Origin of the sequence: Zemynaea arenosa (genome assembly GCF_004614185.1) — a bacterium.
Lineage (GTDB): Bacteria > Pseudomonadota > Gammaproteobacteria > Burkholderiales > Burkholderiaceae_D > Telluria > Telluria arenosa.
Genome location: NZ_SPVF01000215.1, coordinates 1 through 13,697, shown reverse-complemented (window position 1 = coordinate 13,697; position 13,697 = coordinate 1). Strand labels below are relative to the sequence as shown.

Genomic DNA, 13,697 nt, shown 5'->3' with positions numbered 1-13,697 from the left:
GTGCCGGGGTGCTGGCGGGCCGCGAGGATGCGGACGAGGCCGAAACCCTGCGTCTGTACGAAACGGCGGCCGGGGCGGGCGACCGCGATGCCCAGCTGGCGCTGGGTCTGCTGCTGGCGCGCATGCTGCCGGACGGCACCCGCAGCCCGGGCCGCGGGACGGCCAGTTTCAAGAAGGCGGTGCGCTGGCTGCAGCTGGCCGGGGAGCAGGGGCTGGCCGAGGCCTGGTTCGCGCTGGCGCGTATCTATATAAAGCCGGAGTTTTCGCAGCGGAATATCGCCGAGGCCCACACCTACCTGGAGCGCGCCGCCGAGATGGGGCACCGCGAGGCCCAGCTGGAGTGCGGCCTGTCCGCCTGGCGGGCGCGCCGTGAGCGCGAGGACAACGACGTGCGCGCGGTGTACTGGCTGATGAAGTCGTCCGCCCAGGGCTGCCCGACCGCCACCGAGTGGCTGCACCGGATCGCCCCGGCGGCGCCGGAGAACATGGTGGTGCCGGCCGCGCCGGATGGGATGCCGCCCCTGCTGGCGGCGCGCCTGGAGCTGGCCTCCGTATTCGGGCTGGCGCGGGCCGAGGCGCTGCTGATCGACGTGCGCAGCGCCGATTGCGGGCATTGCCTGCTGGTGGATATCCGCGCGCGCTTCGGGCGCAGCAAGCGGCGCATCATCCCGGTGCTGACCGACCGCCAGCGCGAGGTGCTGGACCGGGTGGGCAACCTGTTCGAGGAAGTGGATTGCGGGCCGCACGGGCCGGAAGGGAATTACCGGCAGCGGCTGTACCGCTTGCGGACGCTCGCGGCGCCGCGCATGGCGGCATAGGACGGGTCAGTCCACACCGGGGTCAGTCCCCGTGCGGGGACAGACCCCATGCGGAGGCCGGCCGCGCCAGGTCAGCCGCGCCAGGGCGAGCCACCGGGCGGCGGCCCCGCTTCAGATCTCGATCTCGCCTTCGAACACGGTCACGGCCGGCCCGGTCATCATGACCGGCTGGCCGGGCCCGGCCCAGGCGATCGACAGCTCACCGCCGCGCGCCTCCACGCGCACGGGCGAGTCCAGCAACCCGCGCCGGATCCCCGCGACCACCGCCGCGCACGACCCCGTCCCGCAGGCCAGCGTCTCGCCCGCGCCGCGCTCGTACACGCGCAGGCGGATGTGGTGCCGGTCCACGATCTGCATGAACCCCGCGTTCACGCGCGCCGGGAAGCGCGGATGGTGCTCGACCAGCGGCCCGGTGTCCAGCACAGGCGCCGTGTCCACATCCGCCACCACCTGCACCGCGTGCGGATTGCCCATCGAGACCACCGACACCAGCACCCGGCTGGTCCCGACATCGAGCGGCCACAGCACGTCATGCCCCTCCGGCACGCCATGCAGCCCGTCCGCCTGGAACGGCACCTGGGCCGGCTCCAGCACCGGCGCGCCCATGTCCACCGTGACCATGCCGTCGTCTTCCAGGCGCGGCGCGATGATGGCCTTCATGGTTTGCACGCGGATCGAGCGCTTGTCCGTCAGCCCCTTCTCGACCACGAACTTGACGAAGGCGCGCGAGCCGTTGCCGCACTGCTCGACCTCGCTGCCATCGCTGTTATAGATGCGGTAGCGGAAATCGACATCGGCGGCCTCCGGCTTGTGCACCACCAGGATCTGGTCCGCGCCGATGCCGAAGCGGCGGTCGGCCAGCCGCGCCCACTGCGCACGCGTGAAGTCGACGTCCTGGTGGATGGCGTCGATGACGATGAAGTCATTGCCCGCGCCGTGCATCTTGGTGAATTTCAGTTTCATGAGGAGGAGTATACGCTGGGCTCTCCCGCCGGGCGGGTCTTGAAGCGCTTGTGGGTCCAGAAGTACTCGGCCGGGTGCTCGCGCACGCGCTCTTCGATGAAGGCGTTCATGCGCCGCGCCGCCTCGACCATGTCCTCGCCCGGGTAGTTGTCCCAGGCCGGATAGAACTGCACGCGGTAGCCGCGGTAGCCGGGCAGGAAGCTGGCCACCACCGGGATCACCTGGGCGCCGGTGGCGGCGGCGATCCGGCCGGGCGCCGTCAGCGTCGCCGCCGGCACGCCGAAGAAGGGCACGAACTCCGCATCCTTGGCGCCGAAGTCCATGTCCGGCAACATGAAGTAGGGCAGGCCCTCGCGCATCGCGCGCAGGATTGGCTTCACGCCATCCTGGCGCGCGAACAGCTTGACCGGGCGGAAGCGCGAGCGGCCTTTGCGCAGGACTGCGTCGAAGCTCTTGTTCTTCTGTTCGCTGTAGATCGAGCACAGCGAGCTTTCCAGCATGACGGCGACGCCCGCCACGTCGAGGCAGACGAAATGCGGACACAGGATGATGGTCGGCCCGGCCTGGATCGCGGCCAGCGGCACGCCGGGCTCTACCTGGATCAGCTGCTTGAGGCGCGACTCGGGCGCCCACCACAGGATGCCGCGCTCCAGCACGCTGCGCGCATAGGCCTGGAAATGCTGGCGCGCCAGCTGGCGCCGGGCCGCCTCGCTCAGCTCCGGCATACACAGCCGCAAATTGGTGAGCGTGATGTGGCGCCGCTTGCGTACCACCAGGAACAGCACCGCCCCGACCGCGTCGCCGAGCCGCCCCAGCAGCGGCAGCGGCAGCCAGTGCAGCAGCCACATCAGGCCAAGCAGCGCCCTCATGCAGATTGCTCCGGCCCGGCCACGCCTTCTGGCGACTTGTAGCGGTTGTAGCTCCAGAAATACTGCGCCGGGACCTTGGCGATCAGCTGTTCCATCGCGCGGTTGATGGCGCGCGCCTGCTCGGCCGGGGTACCGGACAGGTCGCCGTCGAATTCGAAGAAGCGGATCAGGAAGCCGCGTCCTTGCGGAAGCCGCTCGGCGTAGGTGAGGATGATCGGCGACTTGCCCAGCTGCGCCAGCTTGGCTGGCAGGGTCATCGTGTAGGCGGGCGCGCCGAAGAACTCGGCCCACACGCCTTCGCCTTCCTGCGGCACCTGGTCCGGCAGGATGCCGATCGGTTCGCCTTTCTTGAGCTTCTTGGCCAGCACCCGCACGCCGGACAGGTTGGCTGGCGCCAGCTCCATGTTGCCGCGGGCGCGCGCGCCTTCCACCAGCGGTTTGAGGGCCGCCTTGCGGGGCGGACGGTACATGACCGTCAGAGGCGTGTGCAGCGACACCTGCTGGGCCGTGATCTCGAAGCAGCCGAGGTGGGGCGTGAGAAACACGATCCCGTGGCCGCGGTCCAGCGCTGCCTGCACCAGCGCGTAGTTCTCCATCTCGGCCACCGCGTTGACCCGCTCCTGCGCCGCGCACCAGATGAAGGGCAGCTCGACGATGGCCTTGCCCGACTCGGCCACCGCCTCGTGCAGATGAGAGGAGAACCCGGCCCGCGCCAGGTTCGCGCGCAGGCGCCGCCGGTAGGACGGCGAGAGCCCGTACACCAGCCAGCCGAGCCCGCTGCCCAGGACGTGCAAGGCGGGCAAGGGCAGGGCGGAGAGCAGCCGAAAAAGGAAGACAAGCATGGAAAGACCGCGTTGTTCGAGTGGGTTGCTCGCACAAAATTTTGAAAAAGGAGCGTAAAATACCACGTGCAGTACACCGCTGAGTTAATAGACAACTTGCGAAGCGGGATATAAATGTCGCTAAAGCGTCGCAGGCGGACCCGCTGCTGCGACATGGTTTGAATTTTTAAACACAGCATCAGGAGCTTGCGATGTCCAACGAATTCCTCTTTACTTCCGAGTCCGTGTCGGAAGGCCATCCCGACAAGGTCGCGGACCAGATTTCCGATTCCATTCTTGACGCCATCCTGGAGCAGGATCCGCGTGCGCGCGTGGCCGCCGAGACCCTGTGCAACACCGGCCTGGTGGTCCTGGCGGGCGAAATCACGACCCACGCCAACGTCGACTACATCCAGGTCGCGCGCGAGACCATCAAGCGCATTGGCTACGACAACACCGACTACGGCATCGACTACAAGGGCTGCGCCGTGCTGGTGGCCTACGACAAGCAGTCGCCGGACATCGCCCAGGGCGTGGACGAAGGCGCCGGCCTGGACCTGGACCAGGGCGCGGGCGACCAGGGCCTGATGTTCGGCTATGCCTGCAACGAGACGCCCGAGCTGATGCCGGCCGCCATCTATTATTCGCACCGCCTGGTCGAGCGCCAGTCGCAGCTGCGCAAGGACGGCCGCCTGCCGTGGCTGCGTCCGGATGCCAAGTCGCAGGTCACGCTGCGCTACGTGAACGGGCAGCCGGAATCGGTGCACACCGTGGTGCTGTCGACCCAGCACGCGCCGGAGATCACGCACTCGCAGATCACCGAAGCGGTCATTGAAGAGATCATCAAGCCGGTGCTGCCGAAGGAATGGCTACGCGACACCAAGTTCCTGGTCAACCCGACCGGGCGTTTCGTGATTGGCGGGCCGCAGGGCGACTGCGGCCTGACTGGCCGCAAGATCATCGTCGACACCTACGGCGGCGCCGCGCCGCACGGCGGTGGCGCGTTCTCGGGCAAGGACCCGTCCAAGGTCGACCGTTCCGCGGCGTACGCGGCGCGCTACGTGGCGAAGAACATCGTCGCCGCCGGCCTGGCGCGCCAGTGCCAGGTGCAGGTCTCGTACGCGATCGGCGTGGCCCGCCCGATCAACATCACCGTGTACACCGAAGGCACGGGCGTGATCTCCGACGAGAAGATCGCCCAGCTGGTGATGGAGCACTTCGACCTGCGCCCGAAAGGCATCGTGCAGATGCTCGACCTGCTGCGTCCGATCTACGCCAAGACCGCCGCCTACGGCCACTTCGGCCGCGAAGAGCCCGAGTTCACCTGGGAGCGCACCGACAAGGCCCCCATCCTGCGCGCCGCCGCCGGCCTGTAACTCCCCTCCGAAGTATCAAAAGCCGACCCCGCGTCGGCTTTTTTTTCGACCACCCGTTCGCAAAGTATCACTTCCCGCCACCGGGGTCAGGCACCGCCTTCATAGACAAGCCCTGGCACCCGGGCATGATAAAAATCAAAACCAGGCCTGACCCCAAGGGGAACCGGTGCCTGACCCCGGTGTTGGATTTTGATACCGGGAGCGGGGCGTGATACCGGGGATTTTGGAAGGGCTGGGTGGGAGCGGCGGGCGCTTCGGTGTTACAATGGCGGTCCTTCCGAGGAGCGTTGCGACGGGCGCACAAGGCCCGCCAGGCTCGGAACCATCTTCAAACCGCGCTCACGTTACTTTTTTCTCATTGAAAGGAGGGCGTGATGAACGCCGTACTGAAAACTTCCCAGGATTACGTCATCGCTGACATCAACCTCGCCGCCTGGGGCGAGAAGGAAATCCGCATCGCCGAAACCGAAATGCCGGGCCTGATGGCGATCCGCGAGGAATACGCCGCCGCCCAGCCGCTGAAGGGCGCGCGCATCACCGGTTCCCTGCACATGACCATCCAGACCGCGGTCCTGATCCGCACCCTGGAAGCCCTCGGCGCCAAGGTGCGCTGGGCCTCGTGCAACATCTACTCGACCCAGGACCACGCCGCCGCCGCCATCGCCGCCGTCGGCACCCCGGTGTTCGCGGTCAAGGGCGAGACGCTGGAAGACTACTGGGAATACACCCACCGCATCTTCGAATGGCCGGCCGATGCCAGCGGCGCCGTCTACTCGAACATGATCCTGGACGACGGCGGCGACGCCACCCTGCTGCTGCACCTGGGCGCCCGCGCCGAGAAGGACGCGTCCATCCTCAACAACCCGGGCTCGGAAGAAGAGACCTTCCTGTTCGCGTCCATCAAGCAGCACCTGGCCGCCGACCCGGCCTGGTACTCCAAGCGCCTGCCGCACATCATGGGCGTGACCGAGGAAACCACCACCGGCGTGCACCGCCTGTACCAGATGCACAAGGACGGCAAGCTGGCCTTCCCGGCCATTAACGTCAACGACTCGGTCACCAAGTCCAAGTTCGACAACCTGTACGGCTGCCGCGAGTCGCTGGTGGACGGCATCAAGCGCGCGACCGACGTCATGATCGCCGGGAAGATCGCGGTCATCGCCGGCTACGGCGACGTGGGCAAGGGCTCCGCCCAGGCCATGCGCGCCCTGTCCGCGCAAGTGTGGGTCACCGAGATCGACCCGATCTGCGCCCTGCAGGCCGCGATGGAAGGCTACCGCGTGGTGACCATGGACTACGCCGCCGAACATGGCGACATCTTCGTCACCTGCACCGGCAACTACCACGTCATCACCGAGCAGCACATGGTGAAGATGAAGGATCAGGCCATCGTCTGCAATATCGGCCACTTCGACAACGAGATCGAAGTCGCCGCCCTGCGCAAGTACCAGTGGGAGAACATCAAGCCGCAGGTCGACCATGTGATCTTCCCGGACGGGAAGCGCATCATCCTGCTGGCCGAAGGCCGCCTGGTGAACCTGGGCTGCGGCACCGGCCACCCGTCCTACGTGATGAGCTCCTCCTTCGCCAACCAGACCATCGCGCAGATCGAGCTGTACACCAACACCAAGGCCTACCCGGTCGGCGTGTACACTCTGCCGAAGCACCTGGACGAGAAGGTCGCGCGCCTGCAGCTGAAAAAGCTCAACGCCCAGCTGACCACCCTGACCGAGGAACAGGCCAAGTACATCGGCGTGACCCAGGAAGGCCCGTTCAAGCCGGAGCACTACCGCTACTAATCTCGTGACCCCAATGGAGAGCGCATGCGCCTGATCATCCTCTGGTTCATCAACGCGGTGGCGCTGCTGGCGCTGCCCTACCTGATGCATTCGGTCACGGTGACCAGCCTCGGCGCGGCCCTGGTGGCCGCCCTGGTGCTGGGCCTCGTGAATACGCTGATCCGCCCCATCCTGGTGCTGCTGACACTGCCCGTGTCGGTGCTCACCCTGGGGCTGTTCATCCTCGTCATCAACGCGCTGCTGTTCTGGCTCGTGGCCGAGGTGGTGGAAGGCTTTCATGTCGCCGGCTTCTGGTCGGCGATGGGTGCGGCCATCCTCTACAGCGTGATCTCGTGGGCGCTCTCCACACTGCTCCTCAAAGATGACCGATCCTAATTTCAGCATCGAGTTCTTTCCGCCCAAGACAGCGGAAGGCGCCGACAAGCTGCGCATCGCGCGCGGCAAGCTGGCGGAACTCCGGCCCAAGTACTTCTCGGTGACCTACGGCGCCGGTGGCAGCACCCAGCAGGGGACGCTGGACACCGTGCTGGAGATTCTCGCCGAAGGCCATGCGGCCGCGCCCCACCTGTCCTGCGTAGGCGGCTCGAAAGAGTCGATCCGCGCGGTGCTGGAGCAGTTCAAATCGCACGGCATCCACCGCCTGGTGGCCCTGCGTGGCGACCTGCCGAGTGGCTACGGCGGCGCGGGCGAGTTCCGCTACGCGAACGAGCTGGTGGAATTCATCCGCGCCGAAACGGGCGACTGGTTCCACATCGAAGTCGCGGCCTATCCCGAAACGCATCCGCAAGCCCGCAGCCCGCAGGACGACCTGCAGGCCTTCGTGCGCAAGGTGCAGGCAGGGGCGAATGCCGCCATCACCCAGTACTTCTACAACGCGGACGCCTACTTCCAGTTCGTGGACGCGGCCCGCAAGGCCGGGGTGGACGTGCCCATCGTGGCCGGCATCATGCCGATCACGAACACCACGCAGCTGATGCGCTTCTCGGATATGTGCGGTGCCGAGATCCCGCGCTGGGTGCGCTTGAAGCTGGCCAGCTTCGGCGACGACTCGGCTTCCATCAAGGCCTTCGGCCTGGATGTGGTGACGCAGCTGTGCGAGCGCCTGCTCGCGGGCGGCGCGCCGGGCCTGCACTTCTACAGCATGAACCAGGCCGCGGCCACCACCGCGATCTGGAACCGCCTCGTCACGCCTCAGTAAGCACCAAGTCCAGCGCCACGTCATACGGGGCGCTGGCAAATTCCACCCGCCCGAATTCATACGCCACGCCCACCGTACGCGGGCGCGGCTGCGTTTCGAGCGTGCGGTCGTAATACCCGCCGCCATATCCGAGCCGGAAGCCCGCTGCATTGAAACCCAGGCAGGGAATCACGATGCCCGCCGGCTTCTCCATCAGCCGCAGCTGCGCCGGAATCACCATTCCCATCGCGTCCTTCACCATGTCCTCGCCAAAGCGCCACTCGGCGAACGACAGCGGCGCAGCCTTCTGCAGCACCACCGGCAGCGCCAGTTGCACACCCAGCCCCGCCAGCGCATCGCAGGCCACCGCCAGATCCGGCTCGCCCCTGATCGGCCAGTACACCGCCACCGACGGCACCTGCACGGTGTGCCACCACTCCACCAGCTTGTGGCAGATGCGTCCATCCCACTCCGCCTTCACCGCCGGGTCCAGCGCCGCGCGGCGCGAAGCCAACGCTTTCCTCAGCGCGGCCTTGTCGAGCGGGGCATCCTGCGGTGCGCCGGCTGGCAGGCCAGCGGGGGCGCATGGTATTCTTGGGTCGCGGCTCATGTGAGTAAGGATGTGGTAAGTGAGTGCAAAAGTGAGAGTGGCAAGCCTGAGATTCCTGTCCCGTTGTCTGGCCGGTGCGCTGCTCGCGAGTGGAGGCCTGGCCGTGCAGGCGCAGGTGCCTCCGCCGCCGGTCCCGCAGGGTACCATCGCCGACCAGCAGCGCGTCAATGACGAGATCTTCCTCCAGCTGCGCGATGCGGCGCGGGCGGACGATCCGCTGCGTGCGACCGAGCTGGCCGCGCGCCTGCCCAGCTACGAGATTCCGTCCTACGTTGACTATTATCGGCTGAAACCGCGCCTGCGCGATGCGTCCGACGATGAGATCCGTGCGGTCCTGCAGCGCTGGGACGGCAGCGCCATCGCCGACCGCCTGCGCAACGACTGGCTGCTGCAGCTGGGCCGCAAGCGCGACTGGACCAACTTCGACCAGCAGTATCCCCTGTTCGTGCTGCAGGACGACACCCAGGTCAAGTGCTACTGGCTGCTGTCGCGCGCCGTGAAGGGCATCCGGGTCGCCGACGAGGCGCGCGCCCTGCTGGTCAACCCGACTTATTACGGCGAGGCCTGCGCTACCCTGATCGCCACCCTGTATCAGGCCAAGCAGTTCAACACCGACGACCTGCTCACGCAACTGCGCCTGGCGGGCGAATTCGACGCCACTGGCCCCGCGCGCCGCACGGCGCTGCTGCTGGGTGCCTCGGACACGCGCGCCGCGCAAGCGGTCGACCTGCCGGCCATCGCGATGGCCCGCGGCATTGGCAAGACGCGCGCCGAGCATGAGATCTATCTGGTCGCCATCGGCCGCATGGCGCGCACGAGCCTCAAGCTGGCGACGATCGCGCTGAAGAAAAACGAGCCCAAACTGACCGCACAGGAACGCGCGATCGGCTGGGCCGCCATCGCCCACCCAGCCTCCCTGCAAATGGCGCCGGAAGCCGCCGAGTACTGGCGCAAGGCCGCCGGCGCGCCGCTCAGCGCGGACCAGCTGCAATGGAAGACCCGCATCGCCCTCAAGCGCGGCGAGTGGAAGACCGTGGCCACCACCATCCAGGCCATGCCCGCGGCGCTGCGCAATGAGCCCACTTGGACCTACTGGCTGGCGCGCGCCCTGCAGGCCGAATTCGGCCACGACAATCCGGAAGCGCTGGCGCTGTACCGCAAGATCGCGGACCAGACCAACTTCTACGGCCAGCTCGCGATCGAGGAGCTGGGCCAGCCCATCACCCTGCCGCCGCAGGCCCGCACGCCCACGCCGGACGAACTGGCGGCCATGGCGCGCAACCCGGGCTTCCAGCGCTCGCTCAAGTTCTTCGCCCTGCGGCTGCGCTTCGAAGGCACGCGCGAGTGGAACTGGGAACTGCGCAAGATGAACGAGCGCGAACTGCTGGCCGCCGGCGAGTACGCGCGCCAGAACCAGGTGCTGGACCGCATGGTCTACACCGCCGAAAAAACGAAGAGCGAAGTCGATTACAGCCAGCGCTTCCCGTCCCCGCACGAGGACATCCTGGCGCCCACGACCCAGGCCTTGGGACTGGACCTGGCCTGGGTGTATGGGCTGATCCGCCAGGAGTCCCGCTTCGTCAGCGATGCGCGCTCCAGCGTCGGCGCCTCGGGCCTGATGCAGGTGATGCCGTCCACCGGCAAGTACGTGGCCGGGAAAATCGGCCTGGAAGACTACGGCCACGACAAGCTGGGTGAGCTCAAGACCAACCTGGTGCTCGGCTCGAACTACCTCGACATGATCTACGAGAAGTTCAACCGCTCCGAGGTGCTGGCCACCGCCGCGTACAATGCAGGGCCGGGACGCATCAACGGCTGGCGCGACAAGATGGACCGCTCGATGGAAGGCGCGGTGTTCGCCGAGACCATCCCCTTCCCGGAGACGCGCAACTACGTCAAGAACGTGCTGGCCAACACCACCAACTATGCGGCGCTGTTCGAGAAGAAGCCGCAGTCGCTGAAGGCGCGGCTGGGGACCGTGACGCCGGCCGGAGCGCGCAGCGAATAAGAATCCTTCACGAGAACGGAGATAACAAGAACATGAAAGAGATGTCCGTCGTTGTATTCGGTGGCTCCGGTTTCATCGGCAGCCACCTGGTGGCGCACCTGGTGCAGCAGGGGCACCGCGTGCTCGTGCCGACCCGCCGCTACGAGAGCGCCAAGCACCTGATCATGCTGCCGGGCGTGGAGGTGGTCGAGGCCAACATCCACGATGACGCGGTGGTGCGGCAGCTGGTGCGCGGCAAGGCGGCTGCCATCAACCTGATCGGCATCCTGCACTCGCGCCGCGGCAGCCCGTATGGCGAGGACTTCAAGCGCGCCCACGTGGACATGCCCCGCCGGATCGTCACCGCCTGCGCGGCGGAAGGCGTGCCACGCTTCCTGCACATGAGCGCCCTGGGCGCGGCCATCGACGGCCCGTCCATGTACCAGCGCTCCAAGTACGACGGCGAAGTGGCTGCGCGCGCCGAACCCTCGGTGGCCGCGACCATCTTCCGTCCGTCCGTGGTGTTCGGCCCGGGCGACAAGTTCCTCACCGTGTTCGCGCGCGTGTCGCGCAAGATGCCGTTCCTGTGGCTGCCCGGCGCCTCGGTCGACTTCCAGCCGGTCTACGTATGCGACGTGGCGCGTGCTTTCGCCAACGCGCTGCAGGACCCGAAGACGAAGCACTGCGTGTTCGATTTCGGCGGCCCCTCGATCTACAGCCTGGGTGACATGGTGCGCCTCGCGGGCCGCTACGCGGGCTGCGAGCGGCGCGTGTACGAGATGCCGATGGGTCTGGGCCGGATGGTCGCGGGCTTCCTCGAACTCCTGCCCGGCAAGCCGCTCATGAGCCGCGATAACCTGGACTCGATGAAGCACGATAACGTGGTCGACCCGGCCATCCAGACCACCACCGCGGCGGCGCTGGGCATCCACCTCACCGCGCTGGAAGCGGTGGCACCGCATTACCTGGACCCGCAGCTGCGCTACGACAAGTTCCGTGCCAACGCCGGCCGCTGACGTACCCCTGACACCTGCCATGGAAACCACAGAACTCGATCCGATCCTGTCGCAGACCCTCAACGCGGCCAAGCGCGCCGGGCTCACGCTCGTCATCGGCAACAAGAACTATTCATCATGGTCGATGCGGCCATGGCTGGCCCTCACCGCCTTCAATATTCCCTTCACCGAAGTGAAGATCGCGCTGGACCAGCCGGACACACAGTCGCGCATCGCCGACTATTCCGCTGCCGGGCGGGTGCCGGTGCTGCTGGCGGGCGAGATGACGATCTGGGACAGCCTGGCCATCTGCGAGTACGTGGCCGAGCAGTTCCATGACAAGCACCTGTGGCCGCAGGATGTGGCCGCGCGCGCGCTGGCGCGCTCGGTGGTGGCCGAGATGCATTCTGGCTTCGAGGCGCTGCGCACGGCGATGCCGATGAACATCCGCGCCCGCTTCCATGGCAAGGGCCGTACGCCGCAGGCGCAGGCGGACATCGGCCGCATTTGCGAGATCTGGGAGGAATGCCTGGCGCGCTTCGGGCACCACCAGTTCCTGTTCGGCGACTTCTCGATCGCCGATGCGTTCTACGCGCCGGTCGTGATGCGCTTCCGCACCTATGGCGTGGCGCTGGCGCCCGCGCTGCAGGCCTACTGCGACCGCGTGCTCAATCACCCGGCCGTCGCGCGCTGGGTGGCCGAGGCCGAGGTGGAAAAAGAGACCATCCCGCGCGAGGACGAGCGGTACCGCGACTGAGGATCTCCAGGCAGCTCATGCAAACCTATGTCGTCGGCGGCGCGGTCCGCGATGCGCTCCTCGGCCTTCCGGTGAAGGACCGCGACTTCGTGGTCGTCGGCGCCACACCGGAAGAGATGGTGGCGCGCGGCTTCCGGCCCGTCGGCAAGGACTTCCCGGTGTTCCTGCACCCGGATACTCAGGAGGAGTATGCGCTGGCGCGCACCGAGCGCAAGACAGCGCCTGGCTACCACGGCTTCGTGTTCCATACCGCGCCCGATGTGACGCTGGAAGATGACCTGGTGCGGCGCGACCTGACCATCAATGCGATGGCGCAGGCGGAGGATGGGACCATCATCGATCCGCACGGCGGGCGGGCGGACGTGGCGAGCCGCGTGTTCCGGCACGTGTCCTCCGCCTTCGAGGAAGATCCAGTGCGCATCCTGCGCCTGGCGCGTTTTGCGGCGCGCTTTGGCGATTTCACGGTGGCGCCGGAGACCATGGCGCTGATGCGGCGCATGGTGGAAGCGGGCGAGGTCGACGCATTGGTGCCGGAGCGCGTGTGGCAGGAACTCGCGCGCGGGATGATGGAGGCCACGCCGTCGCGCATGTTCACGGTGCTGCGCGAGTGCGGCGCCCTGGCGCGGCTGATCCCGGAGCTGGACGCGCTGTGGGGCGTGCCGCAGCCGCCTGCGCATCACCCGGAAATCGACACCGGCGTGCACATGATGCTGATGGTCGACTACGCAGCGGAGCGCGGATTCGACCTGTGCGTGCGCTACGCAGCCCTGATGCACGACCTGGGCAAGGGCGTGACGCCGTCCGAGGAATGGCCGAAACACCACGGCCACGAAGGTCTGGGCCTCAAGCTGGTGGACCAGGTGAGCAAGCGCCTGAAGGTGCCCAACGACTGCCGCGATCTGGCGGTGATGACGGCGCGCGAACATGGCAACGTGACCCGCGCGGAGGTGCTGCGGGCGACGACCATCGTCAATCTGCTGGAGCGTTGCGACGCGTTTCGCAAGCCGCAGCGGTTCGAGCAGATGCTGCAGGCGGCCGAATGCGACTTCCGCGGGCGCGGCAACGCGAAGAACATGCAGGACTTCCGCACGCGGCCCTATCCGCAGTCCGCGCGGCTGCTGATGGCGCTGGGCGCGGCGCGCAGCATCAACGCGGGTGTGATCGCGGGCCGTTACAACGACCAGAAAGAAAAGATCCCCGAGGCGATCCGTAAGGAGCGCGTGGGAGCGGTCAAGCGCGCCCTGGGCGACAGCTCGCGTGAGGAAGAGGCGGCAGGCGATCCTGCGGCAGACGATCCTGCGGCGGGCGATCCCACAACGGTCGATCCCGCGCCGGGCGCCGCGGCGCCGTGAATGCGCGGATAATCGTGGCGTCGACCTGTCCCGGAGCCTCCCCATCGTGGTGACCAAGCTGTTCCAACGCGCGCTGCGCCGCCTCCTGCGGCGGGATGATGCGCAGCCTGCCGCCGCGGCTCCTGCAGCCGGCGCGTCGGAGGGCAGCGCAGGCGCCGCGGGCGTCACTGGCA

General features: G+C 67.3%; 13 protein-coding genes and 1 riboswitch. Of the genes, 9 read left to right on the top strand and 4 right to left on the bottom strand.

All coding sequences use genetic code 11. The features are described from left to right. Positions 1-818, top strand: an 818-nt coding sequence (locus E4L96_RS23825; protein WP_167758717.1) for a tetratricopeptide repeat protein, incomplete at its 5' end; no start/stop codon positions are given. A 111-nt stretch (positions 819-929) separates the two neighbouring features. On the opposite strand, the gene dapF is transcribed toward E4L96_RS23825, so the two are convergent. The 3 genes from dapF to E4L96_RS16565 are packed head-to-tail and all read right to left on the bottom strand — an operon-like array spanning position 930 to position 3,492. Beyond that, positions 930-1,781, bottom strand: a complete 852-nt coding sequence (gene dapF, locus E4L96_RS16575) for a diaminopimelate epimerase (protein WP_135208323.1) — start codon at positions 1,779-1,781, stop codon at positions 930-932. Next, positions 1,778-2,650, bottom strand: coding sequence for an LpxL/LpxP family acyltransferase (locus tag E4L96_RS16570; RefSeq protein ID WP_135208322.1), 873 nt, complete (start codon positions 2,648-2,650; stop codon positions 1,778-1,780). Before E4L96_RS16570 ends, dapF begins: the two co-directional genes overlap by 4 nt. Beyond that, positions 2,647-3,492: a lysophospholipid acyltransferase family protein gene (locus E4L96_RS16565; RefSeq protein WP_135208321.1), complete on the bottom strand. Its 846-nt coding sequence runs from the start codon at positions 3,490-3,492 to the stop codon at positions 2,647-2,649. The genes E4L96_RS16570 and E4L96_RS16565 overlap by 4 nt, the downstream gene beginning before the upstream one ends. A gap of 191 nt (positions 3,493-3,683) precedes the next feature. Between E4L96_RS16565 and metK the strand changes: the two genes are divergently transcribed. The 4 genes from metK to metF all read left to right on the top strand — a co-directional run bounded on the left by metK (position 3,684) and on the right by metF (position 7,844). Beyond that, entirely contained in the window at positions 3,684-4,847 is a 1,164-nt protein-coding gene (gene metK / locus E4L96_RS16560; RefSeq protein WP_135208320.1) for a methionine adenosyltransferase, read from the top strand. A gap of 273 nt (positions 4,848-5,120) precedes the next feature. Continuing rightward, a riboswitch (S-adenosyl-L-homocysteine riboswitch) is annotated at positions 5,121-5,195 on the top strand. 26 nt (positions 5,196-5,221) lie between these two features. Continuing rightward, a complete protein-coding gene (gene ahcY, locus E4L96_RS16555) occupies positions 5,222-6,646 on the top strand; it encodes an adenosylhomocysteinase (protein ID WP_135208319.1) in 1,425 nt (474 codons plus the stop codon). Between the two features lie 24 nt (positions 6,647-6,670). After that, positions 6,671-7,021: a phage holin family protein gene (locus E4L96_RS16550; protein ID WP_135208318.1), complete on the top strand. Its 351-nt coding sequence runs from the start codon at positions 6,671-6,673 to the stop codon at positions 7,019-7,021. After that, complete coding sequence (gene metF, locus E4L96_RS16545; RefSeq protein ID WP_135208317.1) at positions 7,008-7,844, top strand: methylenetetrahydrofolate reductase [NAD(P)H]; 837 nt, start codon at positions 7,008-7,010, stop codon at positions 7,842-7,844. The genes E4L96_RS16550 and metF overlap by 14 nt, the downstream gene beginning before the upstream one ends. On the opposite strand, the gene E4L96_RS16540 is transcribed toward metF, so the two are convergent. After that, the gene (locus E4L96_RS16540; RefSeq protein ID WP_229414566.1) at positions 7,831-8,337 is read right to left on the bottom strand and encodes a 5-formyltetrahydrofolate cyclo-ligase; all 507 of its coding nucleotides are present in this window, start codon (positions 8,335-8,337) and stop codon (positions 7,831-7,833) included. The two genes, metF and E4L96_RS16540, sit on opposite strands and share 14 nt — an antisense overlap. A gap of 133 nt (positions 8,338-8,470) precedes the next feature. On the opposite strand from E4L96_RS16540, the gene E4L96_RS16535 reads away from it, so the two are divergent. Genes E4L96_RS16535 through E4L96_RS16520 form a run of 4 tightly spaced genes read left to right on the top strand, consistent with a single transcriptional unit; the run spans position 8,471 to position 13,524 of the window. Next, positions 8,471-10,441, top strand: a complete 1,971-nt coding sequence (locus tag E4L96_RS16535; protein WP_307721650.1) for a lytic transglycosylase domain-containing protein — start codon at positions 8,471-8,473, stop codon at positions 10,439-10,441. A 32-nt stretch (positions 10,442-10,473) separates the two neighbouring features. Then, on the top strand, positions 10,474-11,436 hold the full coding sequence (locus E4L96_RS16530; RefSeq protein ID WP_135208315.1) for a complex I NDUFA9 subunit family protein: 963 nt from the start codon (positions 10,474-10,476) through the stop codon (positions 11,434-11,436). 19 nt (positions 11,437-11,455) lie between these two features. Next, on the top strand, positions 11,456-12,172 hold the full coding sequence (locus tag E4L96_RS16525) for a glutathione S-transferase family protein (protein ID WP_135208314.1): 717 nt from the start codon (positions 11,456-11,458) through the stop codon (positions 12,170-12,172). Positions 12,173-12,189: 17 nt separating this feature from the next. Next, on the top strand, positions 12,190-13,524 hold the full coding sequence (locus E4L96_RS16520; protein ID WP_135208313.1) for a multifunctional CCA addition/repair protein: 1,335 nt from the start codon (positions 12,190-12,192) through the stop codon (positions 13,522-13,524). Positions 13,525-13,697: the final 173 nt, after the last annotated feature.

Bases quoted from the DNA above. Each gene is read 5' to 3' on its own strand.
- E4L96_RS16565 (WP_135208321.1), bottom strand. From the start codon at position 3,492: ATGCTTGTCTTCCTTTTTCGGCTGCTCTCCGCCCTGCCCTTGCCCGCC.
- dapF (WP_135208323.1), bottom strand. From the start codon at position 1,781: ATGAAACTGAAATTCACCAAGATGCACGGCGCGGGCAATGACTTCATC.
- E4L96_RS16520 (WP_135208313.1), top strand. From the start codon at position 12,190: ATGCAAACCTATGTCGTCGGCGGCGCGGTCCGCGATGCGCTCCTCGGC.
- E4L96_RS16530 (WP_135208315.1), top strand. From the start codon at position 10,474: ATGAAAGAGATGTCCGTCGTTGTATTCGGTGGCTCCGGTTTCATCGGC.
- E4L96_RS16570 (WP_135208322.1), bottom strand. From the start codon at position 2,650: ATGAGGGCGCTGCTTGGCCTGATGTGGCTGCTGCACTGGCTGCCGCTG.
- ahcY (WP_135208319.1), top strand. From the start codon at position 5,222: ATGAACGCCGTACTGAAAACTTCCCAGGATTACGTCATCGCTGACATC.
- E4L96_RS16525 (WP_135208314.1), top strand. From the start codon at position 11,456: ATGGAAACCACAGAACTCGATCCGATCCTGTCGCAGACCCTCAACGCG.
- metF (WP_135208317.1), top strand. From the start codon at position 7,008: ATGACCGATCCTAATTTCAGCATCGAGTTCTTTCCGCCCAAGACAGCG.
- metK (WP_135208320.1), top strand. From the start codon at position 3,684: ATGTCCAACGAATTCCTCTTTACTTCCGAGTCCGTGTCGGAAGGCCAT.
- E4L96_RS16550 (WP_135208318.1), top strand. From the start codon at position 6,671: ATGCGCCTGATCATCCTCTGGTTCATCAACGCGGTGGCGCTGCTGGCG.